The sequence below is a fragment of the Paenibacillus sp. 598K genome (assembly GCF_003851045.1).
In the GTDB taxonomy this organism is placed as follows: domain Bacteria; phylum Bacillota; class Bacilli; order Paenibacillales; family Paenibacillaceae; genus Paenibacillus_D.
On sequence record NZ_BFBX01000133.1, the window covers coordinates 77638 to 98756 of the forward strand.

The 21119-nt window shown below is 57.0% G+C and carries 13 protein-coding genes and 1 pseudogene; 11 read left to right on the plus strand and 3 right to left on the minus strand.

The features are described 5' to 3' along the window. The first annotated feature begins 14 nt into the window (after positions 1–14). From PA598K_RS30485 to PA598K_RS30520, 8 genes are all read left to right on the plus strand, one after another. A complete protein-coding gene (locus PA598K_RS30485; RefSeq protein WP_128660553.1) occupies positions 15–1670 on the plus strand; it encodes an extracellular solute-binding protein in 1656 nt (551 codons plus the stop codon). Positions 1671–1733: 63 nt separating this feature from the next. Further along, entirely contained in the window at positions 1734–2636 is a 903-nt protein-coding gene (locus PA598K_RS30490) for an ABC transporter permease (RefSeq protein WP_128660554.1), read from the plus strand. Positions 2637–2653: 17 nt separating this feature from the next. Beyond that, positions 2654–3538 (plus strand): carbohydrate ABC transporter permease, encoded by an 885-nt coding sequence (locus PA598K_RS30495; protein ID WP_128660571.1) that lies wholly within the window; start codon positions 2654–2656, stop codon positions 3536–3538. Positions 3539–3829: 291 nt separating this feature from the next. After that, positions 3830–5557: a sensor histidine kinase gene (locus tag PA598K_RS30500; protein WP_128660555.1), complete on the plus strand. Its 1728-nt coding sequence runs from the start codon at positions 3830–3832 to the stop codon at positions 5555–5557. Then, positions 5557–7224 (plus strand): response regulator transcription factor, encoded by a 1668-nt coding sequence (locus tag PA598K_RS30505; RefSeq protein WP_128660556.1) that lies wholly within the window; start codon positions 5557–5559, stop codon positions 7222–7224. The genes PA598K_RS30500 and PA598K_RS30505 overlap by 1 nt, the downstream gene beginning before the upstream one ends. Positions 7225–7251: 27 nt before the next feature. After that, positions 7252–9198: a DUF4838 domain-containing protein gene (locus tag PA598K_RS30510; protein ID WP_128660557.1), complete on the plus strand. Its 1947-nt coding sequence runs from the start codon at positions 7252–7254 to the stop codon at positions 9196–9198. Then, positions 9186–13808, plus strand: coding sequence for a DUF4838 domain-containing protein (locus tag PA598K_RS30515; protein WP_128660558.1), 4623 nt, complete (start codon positions 9186–9188; stop codon positions 13806–13808). Before PA598K_RS30510 ends, PA598K_RS30515 begins: the two co-directional genes overlap by 13 nt. A gap of 47 nt (positions 13809–13855) precedes the next feature. After that, positions 13856–16915 (plus strand): DUF4838 domain-containing protein, encoded by a 3060-nt coding sequence (locus PA598K_RS30520; protein ID WP_128660559.1) that lies wholly within the window; start codon positions 13856–13858, stop codon positions 16913–16915. Positions 16916–17035: 120 nt separating this feature from the next. Here the strand turns inward: PA598K_RS30520 and PA598K_RS30525 are convergent, their stop codons facing one another. Together PA598K_RS30525 and PA598K_RS30530 are read right to left on the minus strand one after the other, a co-directional pair. Continuing rightward, positions 17036–18208: a hypothetical protein gene (locus PA598K_RS30525; RefSeq protein ID WP_128660560.1), complete on the minus strand. Its 1173-nt coding sequence runs from the start codon at positions 18206–18208 to the stop codon at positions 17036–17038. Continuing rightward, the gene (locus tag PA598K_RS30530; protein WP_128660561.1) at positions 18201–18740 is read right to left on the minus strand and encodes an RNA polymerase sigma factor; all 540 of its coding nucleotides are present in this window, start codon (positions 18738–18740) and stop codon (positions 18201–18203) included. The genes PA598K_RS30525 and PA598K_RS30530 overlap by 8 nt, the downstream gene beginning before the upstream one ends. A gap of 262 nt (positions 18741–19002) precedes the next feature. Between PA598K_RS30530 and PA598K_RS30535 the strand changes: the two genes are divergently transcribed. Genes PA598K_RS30535 through PA598K_RS30545 form a run of 3 tightly spaced genes read left to right on the plus strand, consistent with a single transcriptional unit; the run spans position 19003 to position 20783 of the window. Beyond that, positions 19003–19695 (plus strand): MBL fold metallo-hydrolase, encoded by a 693-nt coding sequence (locus tag PA598K_RS30535; RefSeq protein ID WP_128660562.1) that lies wholly within the window; start codon positions 19003–19005, stop codon positions 19693–19695. Between the two features lie 45 nt (positions 19696–19740). Then, positions 19741–20322 (plus strand): TetR/AcrR family transcriptional regulator, encoded by a 582-nt coding sequence (locus PA598K_RS30540; RefSeq protein ID WP_128660563.1) that lies wholly within the window; start codon positions 19741–19743, stop codon positions 20320–20322. 32 nt (positions 20323–20354) lie between these two features. Further along, positions 20355–20783 (plus strand): VanZ family protein, encoded by a 429-nt coding sequence (locus PA598K_RS30545; protein WP_260405694.1) that lies wholly within the window; start codon positions 20355–20357, stop codon positions 20781–20783. A gap of 182 nt (positions 20784–20965) precedes the next feature. Here PA598K_RS30545 and PA598K_RS38385 read toward each other — a convergent pair. Beyond that, a pseudogene (locus tag PA598K_RS38385) lies at positions 20966–21119 on the minus strand (glycosyl hydrolase family 8); the annotation flags it as partial.

A 21119-nucleotide genomic window follows, 5' to 3' on the forward strand; every position in this document is an offset into this window, starting at 1 on the left:
AGGGGGATGAAGGCTTGCAACGGAAAAAAAAGTTTTTGGCATTGCTATTGGTCGTTTCGTTGGTGTTCATCGCAGCATGTAGCAAGGGGAATACAGAAGAAAACAAACCGCAGCCGAACAACGGACCGACGACAGAGGGGGATAAGCCAAGCGCTCCAGTCGAGCTGACGATGTTCCGGGATGTGTCGGGAGATATCAAATTCAAGCCAGGCGAGTCGATGGATAACAACCTGATCTACGATGCCATCGAAAAAGATCTGAACATTCGTCTGAAAAACATTTGGGTGGCCGATGCCGCACAATATCAGCAAAAACTGCAAATGAGCATTTCCGCCAATGACATCGCCGATCTGATGCAGATTTCCTTGATGCAGATGCAGCAATTGATTGAAGCCGACATGATTATGGATTTGACCGACGTCTTCGAACAATACGCTACTCCAGAGACGAAGGCTTATATGACCGGAGACGGCGGCAAGCAAATGGATTCTGCCAAGGTTAACGGTAGGTTAATGGCGATTCCGTCGACGGGCAGCCCTTACGGTTCGTCCACTCAGATCTGGATCAGAAGAGATTGGCTGAAGCAGCTCGGCCTTCCGGAACCGAAGACGATGGACGATGTGCTTGCGATTGCCAGAGCCTTCGCCGCCAAGGACCCGGGAGGAACAGGCAAAAACTATGCTTTCCCGTTGACTAGAGACTTCCTGAACGACGGTACCTTCGATATTAAAGGATTCTTCAATGGCTATCATGCTTATCCGGGCCAATGGGTGAAGGATGAGAATGGAAGCCTGGTCTATGGCAGCATCCAGCCACAGGTGAAGGTTGCGCTGCAGGAGCTTCAAAATCTGTACAAGGAAGGTCTGCTCGACACCGAATTTGCTGTAAAAGACGTGGCAAAGGTGAATGAATTGCTCGCCTCCAACCAAATCGGTATCGCCTACGGCCCGTTTTGGCTAAGCTATTACCCGCTCTTCGACAACGCTGTAAAGGACGGCAAGCTTGTACAGGATTGGTGGCCGTACCCGATCGTGTCGCATGATGCCGAGCCGGCATTATCGCAGATCGAGCTGGGCGTGGGCAGCTACTATGTCGTATCCAAGTCGGCCAAGCATCCCGAAGCCGTCATTCAATTGTTGAACAAATGGGTGCAAGCGTACAACGATCCGCAAGAGGGGGATGAGGTATACCTCTATCGGAGCGAGGATTCCTCGAACTACTGGAAGATCAACCCGATCCGCGTCAACTCGCAGACCGAGACGTTGATGCTGGGACAATGGGTCCCGGAGGCCGTAGAGGCGAAGGACGGCTCCAAGCTGACAGGTCTGGAGGCCCCGGACCGGTACAACAAAATTATGAAATACCTGGATGGAGATGCGAAGGAATGGGCGGAGTATCCGCTGTCCGGTCCAGACGGAGCCCTCTCGATTATGTACGACTACTTCGAGCAGGATCGTTACAAATTCAACGAATTCTTTGGCGCGCCAGGCCCGGCTATGACAGAGAAGCTTGCGGTGCTGACCGACAAAATCAATGAAGTGTTTACCAAAATCGTGATGAACCAGATACCGATTGAGGAGTTTGACAAGCTGGTAGAGCAATTTGACAATTTGGGCGGCAAGCAAATTACAGAAGAAGTCAATACCTGGTACCAAAGCACGGCCAACTGAGGTTGAAGAAATTGGAGGGGGAAGGCTCAACTGGCTCTTCCTCCTTTTTAGAAGGAGAACGCTATGCAGATGATCAAGAGATTTCGCAGAGAGTGGGCGCTTCATCTGCTGTTAGTGCCAGGTGTGCTGGCAGCTTTCATATTCAGTTATGTTCCCATGGCCGGCATCGTTATTGCCTTCCAGAAGTACATCCCGAACAAAGGAATTTTTCATTCGCCATGGGTGGGCTGGGATAACTTTAAGTTTATGTTTCAATACCCGGACATCGGTCAGATTATGTACAACACGATTTTTATTGCCGTCATGAAAATTATCGCCGGGCTGCTCGTGCCGATTACCATCTCCCTGTTGTTGAATGAGATCCGCAGGGAAACGTTCAAACGGTTTGTGCAGACGATGATCTATTTGCCCCATTTCTTGTCCTGGGTCTTGCTCGGAGGCATACTGATTGATTTGCTATCCCCCTCGCAAGGCATTATTAATCAAATGCTGGGCTGGGTGGGGATCAAACCGATTTTCTTTTTGGGCAGCAATACCTGGTTCCCTTATACCTTGGTTTTATCCGACGTATGGAAGGAATTTGGCTTTAGTACGATTGTCTATTTGGCGGCTCTGACCAGCATCAATCCGTCCCTGTACGAGGCGGCCGAGATGGATGGAGCCAATCGCTGGAGGCAGACCTGGCATATTACCTTGCCCGGGATGCTGCCGATTATCGTGCTATTGTCGACACTAAGTATTGGAAATATCCTCAATGCGGGATTCGAGCAGATATTTAATCTATACAGTCCGATCGTATACGAGAGCGGAGATATTATCGATACCTTCGTGTATCGCCTAACCTTCGAGAAGGTTCAGTACGGATTGGCGACTGCTGTAGGTCTGCTTAAATCGATCGTCGCTTTAATTCTCATTTCCGTATCCTATACGCTTGCCTATCGGTTTGCCGGCTATCGAATATTTTGATCAAGGAGATTACAACCATGCGCATACAATTGTCAGTTGGCAGAAAAGTTTTTCTAGTGGTCAATTATATCTTCTTGGCCCTTTTGTCCATCCTGTGCCTGTCCCCGCTGATTCATATGTTCGCCTTGTCTTTAAGCTCAGCTTCGGCGGCGGCTGCGGGGACGGTCGGATTGTGGCCCGTAGAGATCACATTGGCGGCTTATAAAAATATTGTTGCCAAACCAGAATATGCGCGAGCCTTTTTTATATCCGTTCAGCGCTTGGTGCTCGGGACGACGGTTAGCTTGGTGCTTACGATTATAACGGCTTACCCGCTTGCCAAGGAAGTGAAGGCGTTTCAGTTTCGCACCGTATATGCCTGGTATTTTGTGTTTACCATTCTGTTTGGCGGCGGCTTGGTCCCTTGGTACATGACGATTCGCCAACTGGGCTTGATCGATTCCATCTGGGCGCTGGTGCTGCCAGGCGCACTTGCCGTATTTAACATTATTTTGCTGTTGAATTTTTACCGCGGCTTGCCCAAGGAGCTGGACGAGTCGGCGAGAATGGACGGGGCGGGCCACTTTCGGACATTATGGAGCATTGTCGTCCCGCTCTCCAAGCCAGCCCTGGCTACGGTCGGCTTGTTCACGATGGTAGGGCACTGGAACAGTTGGTTCGACGGATTGATATTGATGAATCGGTCGGAAAACTATCCCTTGCAAACCTTTTTGCAAACAATCGTCATTCAGCGGGATGTACGGTTTATGAACCCGGAAGACATGGAGCTGATGCGCCTCATTTCGGATCGTACCAACTCAGCGGCGCAGATTTTTATCGCTTCGTTGCCGATTCTGATGGTCTATCCGTTCTTGCAGCGTTTCTTTATCAAAGGCATCGTTCTGGGGAGCGTCAAAGAATAACAGCTCGACGACGCGAATTTTGGTTGTCTTCCCCTATATAACCCGAGGTATGATAGGAATACTTAGTAGAAAGAACCCGAAATAATCAAACGATGAGGCGTGGAGAGGAGAGGGAGGCTGGAGAAATGGAATGTTCGCCTTTGTCCCCGGATTTCAACAGCATCTGCTGTTAGATAATCAAGAAATCCGGGGACAACAGCGATCGGAAGCCCCCTCTCCTCGTAACGCAGATCGGGACGTTATTTCAGAAGCGATCTACTAGATGCCTAAGCAGACCGAGGGGGAACCACCATGAGCTTGCTGGCTCGCCTGATCATTACCTTTGTGGCCGTCTTGATGCCGCTGTATGTCCTGACCTTGGTCATTAACGACAAGGGCGCGCAAAGCATTCGAAAAGAAATCTCGCAGTCGATTAATGGACGCAATACCTTCTACCTGAGCATGCTCGAGAACGAGATCGAACGGGTCAAGCGCATGCTGCCGGAATATGTAGCCGACAACGATCTGCAGGCGTTAAGCACCACCGGTCATAAAATTAGCGATTATGAGAAGGTTGCGCTCATCAAGGCGATTCAAAAACGCATGAGCCTCATCAAGTACAACAGCATGTATATCAACGAGGTGCGGGTATATGTGCCATTGCTTGATCGTACGCTGTTAAGCTCCAGCTTCGACACGCGCATAGATCGGGAGGAGATGGAGGCGCTCAAGGCGGGAAGCTACGCGCAAGAGAGCCCGCTTATCTACTGGCAGGATCGAATGTTTATCGGCATGCAATTTCCTCCTATCGCAGACCGCGAGCCGTTGTTTGTTGTCGCCGTGGAAATCTCGGTCCAGAAATTGATGCAGGCGTTAGGGGAGCAGGTCAGTATCTCGCATGGGAAAGCACTCCTGGTGAATCTGAATCGTAACTGGAGCGTATCGAGCGAATCGGCCCAAGCGATCATGCCTGTATTGCGAGCCTACCTGGCAGAGCATGCGGACGAGGGGGTCGTCGACGGTAATACGACGCTAACGGTCGATGGCGCTCCCCATCTGGTCTACTACAAGTATTCGGAGCAGCTCGATACGTATCTGGTCAGCTATGTGCCCGAAAGCTATATTACGGACCCGATCCGCAAGTATCAATACTGGATTATGACCGTATCCGTGCTCTCGGGATTCATTATCCTCTTCTTCTCCCTGTCGATCTATCGGATGATCCATCAGCCGATGAAGAGACTCATCATGGGATTCAAGCGCATGAGAGCAGGCGAGATCGAGCCGATCCCGCACCCGCCGCGACAAGGCGAATTCGGTTATTTGTACCAGGCTTACAATGAGACCGCGCTCCATCTGAAGCTGCTGATTCAGGAAAACTATGAGCAAAAGATTTATAGCCAGCGATCGGAGCTGAAACGATTGCAATCGCAAATTAACCCGCATTTTTTGTACAACTGCTTCTTCGTGCTGTGCCGGCTGATCAAGTCCGAGGATCTGGAGCTGTCGTACCGCTTTTGCCGCTACTTGGGCGATTACTTCCAGTTCATCACTCGCGACGATTCCGACCAGGTGCCGTTGGAGGTGGAGATCAAGCATGCGCGAACCTATGTGGAGCTGCAGAAGGTATGTTACGGGGAACGTATCCAGATTCGCTTCGATCTGCTGGACGCTGCATACGCCAAGCAGTTGGTACCGCGCCTGATCCTGCAGCCGATCGTCGAGAATGTGTACAAGCATGCCGCGACGGCGATGGTCCATGGGGGAGAGCTGGCGATCCGCTTCGATTACTCCGGCCAGGATCTGGCGATTGTCGTGGAGGACAGCGGCACGTCATTGATGGATGCGCAGCTGCTGCAGTTGAACCGGCGGTTGGCGGCCTCCGGACAAGGTATCGAGGATACGACAGGGATGATCAATGTTCACCGGCGCATTCAGATTATGTACGGTCCGCAATACGGACTATTTCTGTCGAGATCGGAGCTGGGCGGCTTGAAGGTCATGGTGCGCCTGGCGCTGGATACGGGAGGTGAGGACTGATGTATCGCTTGCTTATTGTCGATGATCTGCCGATTATTACCGATGGTCTGGTCGAGCTGTTCGAGAAGCAGGCGGACATGGCTCTCGAGGTGTACAAAGCGTATTCGGGCATCGAAGCGCTGGAGCTGCTGGGCCGGCATCGCATCGATATCGTCATGACGGATATTCTGATGCCGGGCATGGACGGGATCGAGCTGCTGCGGCAGATTCGCGCCAGTTGGCCGGGCTGCAAGGTTATCATGTTGACGAGCCATAGCGACTTCAAATATGTCCAGGACGCCATGTCGCTAGGCGGACTGGGATATATCTTGAAGACTGAGGATGACGATACGATCCTCCAGGCTGTACGCAAGGCTTGCGAGGCGCTCGACAAGGAGCATGGCGCGCGGCAATTGATCGACAAGGCCCAGGAGCATATGCGGATGGCCTTGCCCGCCTTGCAGCAGGAGTATCTGTGGTTCCTGCTGCAGGGCAAGAAGGTCGGGCAAGCGGTATTGCGCGAGCACTTCGCCCATATCCAGCTTCCCTTCGATGCAGAGCTGCCTGTCATGCTGCTCATCTGCCGGGTGGACGATTGGAACGAGGTGACGACAGCGCCGGACAAAGCCTTGCTCGTCTACGCCGTACAAAATATTGCCGAGGAGTTCCTCGGCGAATCGATGCAGTTGATCTCCATCGTCTACGAGCAATCCCGTATGGTGTGGATCTTGCAGCCGCCGGGAGGAGAAGCGGATAGCTGGGAACGGTCCGTCTCTTATGTCAACGGACTGATGGAGATGATCCAATCCCGTTGCGAGCAGCTGCTGAAGCTCTCGATCTCCTTTGTGCTCGGCAGCCAGCCTGTCGACTGGAACGAGCTGGCAGATCGGTTCCATGCGCTCAAGTTCCTACTCGTGCGGGGAATCGGCGGCCAACGCGGCTCCTTGCTGACGGACCATCGGCCGGAGTCCGGCGAGCAGGCGCAGGGCAACAGCGAGGACGGCGGAGGGTATAGCGGCGGAGCATCCAATTACCAATTGCAAGCGAAGCTGCCGATGCTGATGAACAGTCTGGAGAACGGCAACGAAGCGGAATATTATCCCCTCTATGCAGAGTTGACCGTTATTTTTACCGATGAGCAGGTGTCGCCGCTGCGCAAGCTGGAGCTTTACCATGCGCTATCCTTTCTCTTCCTGTCCTTCGTGAACAAGTACAACCTGGAGCGGGAGCTGGCCGGGGAGATCGACTGGGGCAAGCTCGCTCACTTCGACGCGGAGGTTTCCTGGAGCGAGTGGAACGACTTTTTCCTGCAGGCGGCAGACCGCATCATGAGATGGACGCGCAACGAGCAGGAGCAGTCGACGCGGGATATTGTGGGCAAGATCCATGCTTTTATCGAACGCCATGTCGCGACGAATCTGTCCCTGGTTCAGATCGCGGACTTCCTGGACCTGAATCCCTCCTATCTTTCTCGGCTATACAAGCAGATTACAGGCAACGCCCTGTCAGACTATATCGTTGAATTTCGCGATCGCAAGGCCAAGGAGCTGCTGAAGAAAAGCAACCTGAAGGTATATGCGATTGCGGCCGAGCTGGGCTACAATTCCTCGCATGCGTTTATCCGCTTTTTCAAAAAACAGAACCGCATCACGCCGCAGGAGTACCGGGATCAATGGGGTACCCCCTAAAAGGCAAAACATGACCAGGAGGCGATCATGACAACACGTATCGACCGAGAGGGAGGCGACGCAATTGCGTTATGGCTCCCGGACAGACAAGATGAGACGATCGGCTTCGCCGCTGCGGAGCTGAGCAGGTGTCTGGCAGCGATGACAGGATGTGCGATCGTACAGGTAGGCGCATCGGAGCGAGCAGAGGGGTCGCGATCAGGCATCGCGCTCTGCCTGCAGGAGGAGGGCGAGACCGGGGAACGGCCGGATGGCATTCGGATCGAGGTGGAGGATGACGGTACCGGGGTCATCGCCGGCACCAATCCGCGCAGCGTCCTGATCGCCGTCTACCGTTACCTGCATGCGCTCGGATGTCGTTGGGTTCGACCGGGCCGGACGGGGGAGCATCTGCCCCGCATCGCATGGCCGGCGGCCGCAGTCGCCATCCGGGAGGAGGCATCGCATCGCCATCGCGGCATCTGCCTAGAGGGGGCTGTCGGCATCGAGCATGTGCTGGATATGATCGACTGGATGCCCAAGCTAGGCTTGAACAGCTACTTCATCCAGTTCAAGGAGGCATTCACTTTTTTCGAGCGTTGGTACAAGGACATTGAAGTCTCGGATACGCTCGGCTTTATGGAGCAGGCGGTAGCGGCAATCCGTAAGCGAGGGCTGCTCTATCATGCCGTCGGCCATGGCTGGACCTGCAACGCCTTGGGGTTGCCTGGACTGGGCTGGGAGAAGATCGAGTGGCAGGGGGAGTCGGACGCTGAGCTGGCTGCGCTGATCGCCGAGGTAGACGGCGAGCGCAAGCTGTGGAAGGGGGTGCCGCTCGATACCGAGCTCTGCTACTCCAATGCAAAAGCGCGACAACGGATGATCGATGAAGCAACCGCCTATGCGTCTGCCCATTCGGAGATCGATTATCTGCATGTCTGGTTGTCGGACGGGATGAACAATCAATGCGAGTGCGAGCTCTGCACTGCAATGACGCCTTCAGACTGGTATGTGTTGCTGCTCAACGAGCTGGATGAGCGCCTGTCGGAGCTGGGCCTTGCGACGCGGATCGTATTTCTCATCTACCAGGAGCTGCTATGGCGTCCGCTTCAGGAGAAGCTTGCCCGCTCGGAGCGTTTTGTGCTCATGTTTGCTCCCATTACGCGCACCTATCGTCAATCGTTCGCAGAAGCGGGAGCAAGGTCCGAGCCGCCGCCCTTCGTCCGCAATCGCATCGAATTGCCGCGCACGATTGCCGAAAACCTCGCTTTTTTGGAGCCTTGGCAAGCCTCGTTCGCTGGCGACAGCTTCGATTTCGACTATCATCTGATGTGGGCGCAGCAGCGCGATCCCGGCCATATGAAGCTGGCGCGCATCCTGCATGCCGATATCCAGGCCTTATCGAGCCTTGGACTAAATGGCTATATGAGCTGTCAGGTACAGCGCAACTGCTTCCCGAACGGGCTTGCCATGACGGTGATGGGGCGGACCTTATGGGATCGCGAAGTTGCCTTCGACACGCTGGCGGAGGACTATTATGCAGATGCGTACGGTAAATACGGAAATTATTGTCTGAATCTTCTGAATTTTGTATCCGAGCTATACGACAACATCAATCTGGAGGATGGACTGGGCGGCTCGCAGAGCAAGGCGGAGTATTACGCGAGCGTAACGGCCGAACTGGAGCGCTTCGAGCCCGTCATCGCCGAACATCTGACCGGTCTTCCCGAGGTGCAGGCCCGCTCCTGGCGTCAGTTGGAGCTTCACAGACAGCTATGGCTTGCGATGACGGATATTTTCCATCGCTATGATGCCGGAGAGACAGAGCAAGGTCATGCCGATTGGCAGCGGCTGCAGCACTGGCTATGGGAGATCGAGTCGGAAGTGGCGGACGTGTTCGACGTATACAATTTTATTTTGGTCATCGGCTGGATACTGGATCGACCAGGCCAGCCAATAACGAATGATGGGGAGGCCATTTCATGCGAAGACTGAAGCAGCACAAGACACGATGGGTGCGGATGACGGCCATTCTGGCGCTTATGATTAGCTTGTTGGCATCGTCTGTATCTGCCTCGTTCGGGGCAACTGATCGGAGCGACGGGGCAGGCATTGACGGGGCTTCCAACCCTGCCCGGCAAGAGGAAGCGGCACATAGCGAAAGCGGTCACTGGGCGGAGGAGACGATGCGCAGTTGGATGGAACGCGGCTTGCTGCAAGGCTACCCGGATGGCTCGCTGCGGCCCGATGCATCGCTCACGCGGGGGGAGCTGGCGACGCTGATCAACCGCGCCTTCGGTCTGACGGTTCCGCCTGCTGAAGGGCTTGCGGCGCCATTCGCCGATGTTGGTCCCGAACACTGGGCGTACGGCGATATTGCGACGGCTGTCGTAGCCGGTTATCTACGCGGTTATGGCGACGGGACGATGCGACCGCAGCGTGTCCTGACGCGTCAGGAGGCGGTGGTCATTATCGCCCGGCTCTGGCAGGAGCGGATCGTCGAGGAGGCTGAAGGCGACGTGACGGCTCCGGCCGGCTCTGCGGGCAACAGCGCCGGGAGCGCGGCTGACTGGGAGGCCTTTACGGATTATGAGGGGATACCGAGCTGGGTCACCGAAGAGGCGGGAGCCGTCGTCAGCCATCAGCTAATCCAGGGTTATCCGGACGGGAGCTTCCGACCCGCGCAAGAGATGAAGCGGGCAGAGGTCGTCGTGCTGATGGATCGCGTGCTGGTGGCGATCGAGGCTGCGTCGGCGGAAGCGGGCGCAGAGGAGCAACCGGGCACGGAGGAGGAGCAAGCGCCGGAGGAGGAAGGCAGCGAGCAAGGGACAGGCGTGCCGGGAGGACCGCCGTATTATGTGCCGCCTGTGACGCCGGGCAATCCGAATCCGCCGGCAGAGGCGCCCAAACAAATCACCGCAAACGGCCTGCCGCAAGCGGAGATCGTGATCCGTCCGAATGCGAGCGGCTTGGAGCGGCTGGCGGCCGAGGAGCTGCAGCAGACCGTGGAGTCGATTAGCGGAGCGCGCTTGCCGAAGCTGCGCGGCGCGATCGAGGATACGCCGGTGAGCGCGTATCTGTGGCAGGAGGAACTGCAGATGCAGCAGAGCGGTAGCGCCCCGCTCGAAGCTTCTGTGATGAACACCAGTGCGGCAACCGTCGTCGTTCGTCTGGAATCGCCTGCTACGGGCGAGGTGACTGCTTCGTTCGGAGGCGACGTCACGCTTGCTCCGTACGAAAGCCTGTCTGTACCCGGCCAGGTGGTGGTTGATGCGCAAGCGGCCGACGGGGTACATACCGTCCCGATTGATATCATCGTCGACGGGCAAGCCGTCAAGACGTTGTCGGCCACGGTTCGCCTCGATCGCAATCTGCTGCAGAACAGCTCCTTCGAGCTGGGGTCGGGCACAGGGTGGAATATCTCGGCCGGCGGCATCGACAGCCAGGAGGCGCGGACAGGGCAGCAGTCGATGCGGATGAACTTCAGCACGCCGTACACGATTCTGCGCACCGAGCAGCAGTTGAAGCTGCAGGCGGGTCAGCGCTATGTGCTGGAAGCCTGGGTGAAGGCGAGCGTGCCGACTGGTCAGCGTGTCGTCGCGCAGTTTACGGAGATATCCTCGGACTGGCAATCTACCATTCCGCTGCCTCAGTATATCTTCGACCTGACGGACGAATGGTCTCGCATCGAGATCGACTACACTCCTCAGGCTGGCAACCAGTTGGACTTCGTGTGGGCATATCTGTTTGTTGTGGATGACAAAGGTCCCGTATGGGTGGATGATATATCGCTGAAGGCGAAGGCCGCATCAACGCAGCCTGAGCCAGAACCGGAGCCAGAGCCGGAGCCAGTACCGAATGTAATCGCTAATGGCGGCTTCGAGAGCGCCGGGTCAGGCGGCGTGCTGCTTGAGCAGTGGAATGTCCCGTCCGGCGCGCGGGATACCGAGGTCAAGTATGAGGGCAATGCCTCGCTGCGCATCGATATTCCGGCGGCTGGCTGGACTTACGCGAGGACGGAGCCGATCTACGACCTGAAGCTTGGCGAATCCTACACCTTGCGTGCGCAGGTAAAGGGCAGTCAGGCGGCGGGACAGCAGGTGTTGGTCAGCTTTATGGAGAAGGATGGCGTCGACTGGTCGGATCTTGTGCCCCCCACGCCTATGGAGGGGAGGCCGATCACAGAGGATTGGACCTTGTTGGAATGGACCTTTACGCCGCAGGTGGCGGAGGGCTCGGACTTCTACCTCGTCTATTTCTATGCGGTTACCGATCCGCTCTGGGTCGATAACGTGAGCATGTCGTTAACCTCTGATCTGGCAGACTCATCGCCAGCATCGCCTGCAGGGCGGTCTGCCGCAGAGCCCGTTGCCGGAGAAGGCGAGCATGAGGGGCAAGCGTTGCAGCCATCGCCAGATTTGCAAGGGAAGCAAGATGCGCTTCCAGCAGCGCCGGTCATAGCCGCGCTTGACCCGGCCAGCCGAGTGCGCATCCATTTGGGAACGCCGGATTCCGATCCCGAGCTGGCGAAGCTTTTTGCGACCGATCTCGCCGCCTTGCAGGGCAGCGACGGCTTCGCGGTGCGGCAGCGGGGCAACGATCTCTATATCTTGGGAACGGAGCCAGGCGGCGTGCTCAACGGCGTATACGATGTACTGGAGAAGAATACCGGCATATTGTGGACTCGCTCCACCTCCATCGGCACGGTCTACGAGGAGCAACCGACGATCGCCCTCCGAACCGTTAATTATTCCGAGCGCTCGCCATTCGAGCTGCGGGGGTGGCATCTCACCGGGCAAGGAGCGGCTGGCGAATATCATTCCGATCCGGGCACCGAGCAGATGATGGCGCGCAACAAGCTGAATAGCAAGCTGGCCGAATTCGAGAATATGCCGCTCTGGAAGGGGCAAAGCGAGAGAGGCATCGAGCCTTTTAATATCGGGCATAACCTGCCCTTCTGGCTGCCCAATGAAGTTTACTTTGCCAATCATCCGGAGTATTACAACACCGACGCGAACGGCGACCCGCTGCCGGTCGGGTTGGAGACGCAGATCAATTTCTACCATCCCGATGTCCCCGGCGTCATAGCCGGTCGGGTAGCCGATTTCCTGGAGGAGAACCCGATCGAGGTGGTCGGCATCGGCATCAATGATACGCATTATTTCGAGCAGGCCGGCTACAGCGACCAGCCATTCGTGACCGAGGATGGCATCACCATTCAACCGAATGAAGCAGATTACAAATCGACGGTCTTTTATACCTTTTTGAACAAGATCGCCCGTCAAGTCAAGGTGACGAATCCAGGCGTGCAGATTGCCACCTATGCTTATTTCTTCACCGAGGTGCCGCCGCGCATCGCCTTGGAGGACAATATCGTCATCGTCCTCGCTCCGATCTCGGGCGATGATCGCAAGCCGATGAATACGCCGGAGCCGTCCAATCCGAACCGGGCCTATGTCTCCAAGCTCGATGGATGGCTGAAGAAGACGTCCAATATCGTCATGTACAACTACTACGGCGCCTTCTTGTCCGATAAGTACGAGCGCCCGATTGCCGCCAAAGTGCAAGCGGATATGCAGTATTACCGGCAGCTCGGCTTGACTGGCGTCATCCCGGAGGGCATCGCGGATGCCAACGGTCCGAACTGGGGCATCAATGCGTTGCAGTTCTGGCTGTTCCAGAAGCTCATGTGGAATCCGGACGCCAATATCGAGCAGTTGAAGACGGACTATATTACCAAAGTGTTCGGCCCGGCGGCCGGCCCGATGGCGACCTATTATTCGCTCATCGAGCAAGGCTGGAACAAGTATGAAGATGTGATCGCCTACAACACGAGCACGAATACGTATATTGGCAAATATATCGTCCAGGCCGGTATTGCCGAAGCGGCCCAGGCGGCGCTCGATGAAGCCTGGAGCCTGGCGGATGCCGCGATCCGGGCGCGTATCCAGCCGATCAAAACGACCTTCGAAGCGATGGTCACGCAGTTTAACGAGATCCCGTCCTTGCAGGGGGAGGCGGTCTATACGACAGCGGATAAGGAGGCGATTGTCGGCACAACAGACTTTACGCAAGGACCATGGGCAGATGCGCCTGTCATCAGCGATTTCTATAAGATGAATTCGACCACCAAGGCTCCTGTTCAGACCAAGGTCCGCCTGCTGTGGGATGATGACAATTTGTACGTCGCCTATGAAAATATGGACCCCGACATCGATGGACTGATCGTCAGCGACAGCGCCCCGAACGAATGGTGGGCGAGCGGCGCGGACGATGAGAATGAAACTTTCATTACCGGGGAACCGAACGCTTCGAGCTATTATGTCTTCTTCAACAATCCCGGCGGACTCAAGCTGGAGTACAGCGGACCTGCGCAGAACAGCGCCTATAACGGCGCATGGGAGGCCTATACCTCCGTCCAAGCGGATCGCTGGACATCGATTCAGGTCATTCCATTTGCCAGCATCCAGGTGAATCCCGAACAGACGCAAGCGCTGCAAGGTTATTTCTTCCGCAGCTATCACGGCATGGCCGGCCACTATGGCTGGGGAACCGGTACCGTATGGGATTCCGGCAGCTTTCTCCCGATTGCGTTGACCAAATAACGATAGGCTTGTGATGAAGACCATTCCTGACGAGGAGGCCTGAAGCAATGCAAAAACAGAAGCGATGGTATCGACAATTGGTGGCAGCGGTCCTTGTATTAAGCCTGGGCGTGTCGATGACGGCAGGGAGCAGCGAAGCCGAGGAGACGACCTACCATTTGACGACCAACGGCGCGCCGCAAGCGGACATTATGATTCGGCCCGGGGCCGGAAGCACCGAACGTCTGGCCGCCGAGGAGCTGCAGCAGACCGTAGCGATGATCAGCGGAGCGCGCTTGCCTGCGCTGCGCGGAGCGATCGAGGATACGCCGGTCAGCGCGTATCTGTGGACAGATACGATTGCGCTTGCGGAGAGCGGCAGCGCAGCCATCGATGTATCGCTGATGAATAATAGCGCCAATCCCGTCACGGTGCGGCTCGAGACCGCGATGTCGGGTCTGGCCATCGCCTCCTTTGAAAAGGAGGTGGTATTGGCCCCGTATACCGGGGCCAACGCCACCGGCATCATCGAGGTGGCGCCCGAGGCTGCCGACGGAACGTATTCGATCCCGATAACCTTGTCCGTCGACGCGGTTCCTTACAAAGTGCTGCAGGCCACCGTCGAGCTGAACCGTAATGTGTTGTACAATCCTTCGTTTGAAGCGGGCTCGGGCTCGCTCCCGGGAACGGGGTGGGTCGTTTCTTCCGGCGCCCTGGACGATCAGGTCGCGCGCACAGGCCAGCAGTCGATGCGGATGGACTTCAGCGCGCCATACACCGTCTTGCGGACCGATCAGCAGCTCAAGCTGGAGGCGGGCAAGCCCTATAAGCTGGAAGCGTGGGTGAAGGGGTCGTTGCCCGCCGGGCAGCAGGTGGTAGCCCAATTCATCGAGATGTCTTCCGATTGGCAGAGCTCCGCCCCGATGCCCCAGACGACCTATGCGATCCATGACGGCTGGACCCGCATCGAGCTGGATTATACGCCATCGTCGGCAACCCAGTTGGATTTTGTCTCATGCACCTTCTACCTCGCGAGCGGCAGCGACCCGATCTGGATCGACGATGTCGCCTTGCGGGCCGTCGATACCGAGGTCGACGCGCCTCCGCTGATCGCCAGCGCTGTCGACAATGGCGGATTCGAGCAGACGCTGTCCGGCGGCGTCTTGCCTGTCGGCTGGAATGTCCCCTCCGGGGCCGTCGATACCGGGGTGAAGCATAGCGGCGCAGCCTCGCTGCGAGTCGATATTCCCGCCGCAGGCTGGACCTATGCGCGGACGGAGCCGCTGCATGGGCTGGAGCTGGGCGAGACCTATGTGCTCAAGGCCTGGGTGAAGGGCAGCCAGCCGTCCGGACAGCAGGTACTCGTCAGCTTTATGGAGAAGGACGGCGTCGACTGGTCGGATCTGGTTCCGCCTACGCCTATGGAAGCAAGGAGTCTGGATACGGGCTGGACGCTGATGCAGTGGCAGTTTACGCCGCAGACCGCGGCAGGGACGGATTTTCATCTGGCTTACTTCTATGCGGTGAACGATCAACTCTGGATCGACGATGTCAGCTTGAGCAAGATTAGCGATGCCAATCAGGACGGGCAGCCTGGCCCGGGCGAGCATACCCGGATTCATCTGGGGACGCCATCCTCGAACGCGGCGCTTGCGACGCTGTTCCCCGCCGACCTTGCCCAGCTTGCGGACAGCGACGGATTTGCGGTGCGCCAGCATAGCGGGGAGACGTACATTTTGGGGACGGAGCCCGGCGGCGTACTGAACGGGGTATACGATTTTCTGGAGCGCAATACAGGCATTCTGTGGACCCGTTCGACCGAGGTCGGCACGGTCTACGAGGAGCAAGCGACGCTTGCCATCGACGAGACGGACTATACGGAGCAATCGCCGTTCCGGCTGCGAGGCTGGCATCTCACCGGACTCGGAGCAAGCGGCGAATATCACTCGGACCCGGGGACCGAGCAGATGATGGCCCGCAACAAGCTGAATAGCAAGCTGGCCGAGTTCGAGAACATGCCGCTCTGGGAGCAGCAGGGCGAGGGGGGCGTCAAGCCGTTTAATCTCGGCCATAACCTGACGTTCTGGCTGCCCAACGACATTTATTTTGCCGCTCATCCCGACTACTACAACACTGACGCCAACGGCGATCCGTTGCCGGTCGGCCATGATACGCAGATCAATTTCTACCATCCTGACGTGCCGGGCGTCATCGCCGGACGGGTGGCGGACTTCCTCGCGGAGCATCCGATCGATACCGTCGGGATCGCCATCAACGACACGCATTATTTCGAGCAGGCCGGCTACAGCGATCAGCCGTTCGTCACAGAAGACATGGTGACGATCTACCCGAATGAGGCAGATTACAAATCGACCGTCTACTTCACGTTCCTGAACAAGATTGCCCGGCAGGTGAAGCTGACCAATCCAGGCGTACAGATTGCTACGTATGCTTACTTCTTCACCGAGGTGCCGCCGCGCGTGGCGGTGGAGGACAACATCGTCATCGTACTCGCCCCGATCTCGGGCGATGATCGCGAGCCGATCGATACGCCCGACCCGACCAATCCGAATCAGGCGTACGTGGCCAAGCTGACCGGTTGGCTCGCCAAGACCGACAATATCGTCATGTACAATTATTACGGCGCTTTCCCGGCTCATCAGTACGAGCGGCCGATCGCAGCCAAGGTGCAGGGCGATCTGCAATACTACGCCTCCCTTGGACTGACGGGCGTTATCCCTGAAGGCGTGGTGGATGCCAATGGGCCGCAATGGGGCGTCAATGCGATGCAGTTCTGGCTGTTCCAGAAGCTGATGTGGAACCCCGATGCCAATCTGGCGCAACTGAAGTCCGACTACCTCGCCAAGGTGTACGGACCGGCGGCAAGCGCGATGGCAACCTATTACAGCCTGATCGAGTCGGGCTGGAACATGTACGACGATGTCATCGCCTACTACACGGATGGATCGACTTACATCGGCAAGTATATCATCGACGCCGGGATTGCGGGCGACGCCCAGCTTGCGCTCGACAATGCCTGGGCGCTCGCGGACCAGAAGATCAAGGCAAGGATCGCCCCGATCAAGGAGACATTCGAAGCGATGGTGGCAGCGTACAGCGCGCCGTAGCTGGCATTGTGCCCGGAAACAGCGGGCTGTTGCGTAGCTGAGAGATCAGAAAATAGCCAGCGTCAGTCGCTCACGGAGCGAATGACGCTGGCTTTTACGTTAGTCCCATACCTGCGGCAGCTAGTCGCTGGTCGTCAGCACCATGTACTTCACCGTATCGCCCTCGAAGTACAGATCGAGGTCGTCCCACAGATCGAGATCGTATTTCCAGCGAAGTGCGGTCTGGGCATGCGGCTGTCCCAATGCCTCCAGCACCTCGTCCTTCGTCATGCCGACGCGTACGCCGTCTGCTGTCTGGTAGGCATCCGTGGTGAAGGCGACGAGCAGGTCCCAGCTGATGATCGCGCCCTGCTCGTACGAACGGACGCTGCTCGCTCGCTGAGTCTGGGTAAAGTAGGGGAGATCGACATCGGGAGATTTCTCCGCGAGCGCTTCGAACCAGCCATTGTAGCTCTTGCCGTCGATATGCAGTCGTTCCGGCTCGTAGCTGAGCGAGCGGTCCTCGACCTCCGCTTCCTCATCGCGGAGCACGGCGTTGTATGCCTGCACGAATCGACCGATGGCCGAGTCGGGCTCAAGCAGCGTATAGAGCGTCCTGGCGGTATGCCCGTCGGCATAGACGAGAGCGGCCCCGAGGTCCATGACGTTCGCGTGCGAAGCATAAGGAATCGCATAGAGCGTATCCCCGACACGCAGGCGCAGCATCGTATCCCGCGCAGGCGCGCTGCCCGCTTGCTCTTCGCTGAGGCGGCTCTCCGTCAGGAACACCTGACCGAGGAACTCCAGTAGGTTGCCGAGCGTATCCTCCGGTACGTCCATGACTTGGCCATCCGCTAACCGGATCGAGGCTTGCTCGACAGCATCGAGCGAGAAGGGCAACGCTTCGCCAAGCATCTCTTGCTCGATTGAGTCCAATACGACGACCGTCTCCTCGTCCAGCGGCTCGATCGGCGTCTCTGGGTCGTCGACTGGCGGGTCCTCGGGGGCAGGCGGATCTTCGGTGCCTGGCGGCGACACGGACGGGTCGCTAATGTTCGGGCCGCCGATCTCTTCGCCGGGCGTTGGTCCGTTTACGCCGGTGAGGCGGTCCAGATTCAGCGTGACGCCGATCAGCAACACGATGGCCGTTGCGCTGATCGCAGCGATGGATAGCCAACTGCGGCGCTTTTCTTTTTGCTGCCGGCCGTTCAGCTTGCGCTCGATCCGGGTCATCTTGTCGGCGGTGAACGTCTTGTCGCGATGCGGTCCGTCGGCTAGATGTTTGTACCAATCTGGCTTGACGTCTTTATTCATACTGCGCACTCCCTTCCCAGTAACGGTTCATTTTTTGTCTGGCCCGCGACAGTCTCGACTTGACCGTGCCCTCCGGCAGCTGCAGCACCTCGGAGATTTCCTTCGTGTTGAGCTCGAAGCGGGCGTGCAGGATGAGCACCTCGCGCAGCTTCAGCGGCAGCTTGAGCACGGCGCCCCATATCTCATGGGTGAACTGGCTGGCCATCGCTTCTTTCTCTGCCGAGTCGCTGTTCCCTTCGACGCTGACTCTATCCATCAGGGTCACGCGGCGGATAAAAGCCGACCGCAGATGGTTGACCGCCATGTTGCGCGTGATCGAGAGCAGCCATGTCTTGATCGAGGATTGTCCCCGGAAGGTATGGATCGCATGATACACCTTCAGGAATACATCCTGCGACACATCGTCGGCCATGTCGCGTTTTTTGGTTATCGTAAAAGCCAGGTTCCACACATCCTGACCGTAGAGTTCCATCAGATGCCGCAAGCTCTCTGCATCGAGTCGCTCCATGTAATTCCAGTTAATCTCCCCCACATGATTCACCTCCATAGATTAGACATCTGAAGTTGCATATTCGTTCCACTACTATTCGTTTCATTACTATTGACCGTTCATTGCTATTTAACCGTAGCAGGGCGAACAAAAGCAAAGCGACTGGAACGGAGACGAATCAGGTTCTGTTTTGATTTACAAACTAATCTAATTAGTTTATAATTTCATTAGATTAGTCTGCTGTTGGAGGAACATTATCTCCCGGTGCGAGGATGTTTTTTGAAGATCTATGGAGGTGGCGAGCATGAAAGTAACGAAGCGCCAGCACGTGTACCAGCTATCCTTTCTGCCGAGGATTTTTCCTGTGAACTGCTATCTTGTTGAAGAAGTCGACGGCCTGACACTGATCGATACCGGCATGCCCTTCAGCTTGAGAGGCATTATGCGCGCGGCCGCCCGCATCGGCAAGCCGATCCGTCGCATCGTACTGACTCATGCGCATGCGGACCATGTAGGGGCGCTGGATGCGCTTAAGCGAGAGCTGCCCGACGTCATCGTCTATATCTCTAGCAGGGATGCGGCTTTATTAGGCGGGGATGCATCTGTATTGCCCACAGAGCCAAACGTTCCGATCCGCGGCAGTATCCCCAGAGATGTGACCACCCGAGCCGATGTATTGCTGCGCGATGGGGATGCGGTCGAATCGCTGCTCGCCGTAGAGGCGCCGGGGCATACCCCGGGCTCGATGGCTTTTCTGGACACCCGCAGCCGTATCCTTATCGCGGGCGATGCATGGCAGACGCGCGGCGGGATCGCCGTGTCCGGCAAGCTCAAGACCTGGTTCCCGTTTCCTGCGCTGGCCACCTGGCACAAGCCGACGGCATGGGAGAGCGCCAGGAAGCTGAGAGACTTGCAGCCGTCCGTGCTCGCTGTTGGCCATGGCAGGATGATCGATCATCCGGTCGCCGCCATGACGGCTGCTATCGATGCGTACTAGGCCGTCCAGGGACTGGACTATTATACCAGTGAAGGAGCGAAGATGATGGCGCCAAGGAATGGAATTAATCTGGACAAAATTGTGCGGGCAGCGACAGAAATTATCGATTCCAACGGGCTGGAGGAGTTAACGTTGACTTCGCTTGCCCAGAAGCTGGAGATTCGCCCCCCGTCATTGTACAATCATGTGAATGGCGTGCAGGATGTTCGCAGGCTGCTCTCGATCTATGGCCTGGAGCAGCTGCTGTCTGTGATCCTGCGTGCGGTGAGTGGCCGCTCTGGCGATGAGGCGATCCGGGAGATGGCCAAGGCGTATTTTCGATTTGCGCGCACCCATCCCGGCTTGTATGAGATAACGCTGATGGCTCCGGCTCCTGAGGACGAGGAGATGCAGCGGGTAAGTAAGGAGATCGTCGAGCTGGTCGTCCGAGTGCTCGCTGCATATCGTATGGACCCAACTGACGCCATCCATGCGGCCCGGTCGCTGCGCAGCTTATTGCACGGGTTCGCTGCGCTCGAGCAGAGGGGAGGCTTCGGCCTGCCGGTTGCGCTGGATGACAGCTATACGCATATGATCGATACGTATCTCGCCGGTCTCCATGCCCGCTACCCTCACAAAAGCGATTAGATCATGGATAGATGATAGGGGGGCGTAATCACATGATGTACACGGTTTCCCGGTTGCTGCTCGTCGCCTATACGCTGCTGCTGGCTTACTGGATGCTGCTCGGGTTCGGCCGCACGGCAGGAACGGAGTACATGTATAACCTGCGGCCATTTGCGACGATTGTGCACTTCCTGGACGTCGACCGCTTCAATACGCGCACATGGGCAATCAATCTGATCGGCAATATCGGCGTCTTCGTGCCCTTCGGTCTGCTCATCCCGACGGCGCTGCGGACCGGCTGGGGCAGATCGCTGGTCATCTTCCTGACAGGGGTGGCGGTGCTGGAGGTCGCCCAGCTGCTCACTCGGCGAGGCAGTCTCGACATTGACGACTTCATCCTGAACACGGTGGGCTACTTGCTGGGATACGGGGTGTGGCTGGGAGGGAGGCGCCTGTTGCGGGCCTACGAACAACGAAAATAGTCTGCGACCGCCGACCGCCTAGGTGAGGGCCGCCGGGTTAGGCGGAATCTTTGCAGCCGCTCCTTGTCCGGGGGCGAGCATTAGAATTGTGGAGCGCTGTTTCAAAAGAGACGGCTGATCGTTTGTGATCAGCCGTCTCTTTTTATCAAAGGTACAATTTACGGAGACATTGCGACGTGCGTTTACTTCGGCTCGTAGATACGGTAGCGACCGCTCAACCCTAGCAAGCTGAAGAAGTAGAGACAGTTGTCATAATAGCGGCGCTCGCCGCGGCGCAGTGGCGTCTCCCAGAACAGCCGCACGAAGTGCTCGGCGTCGGGACCGTCGGCAGCCATC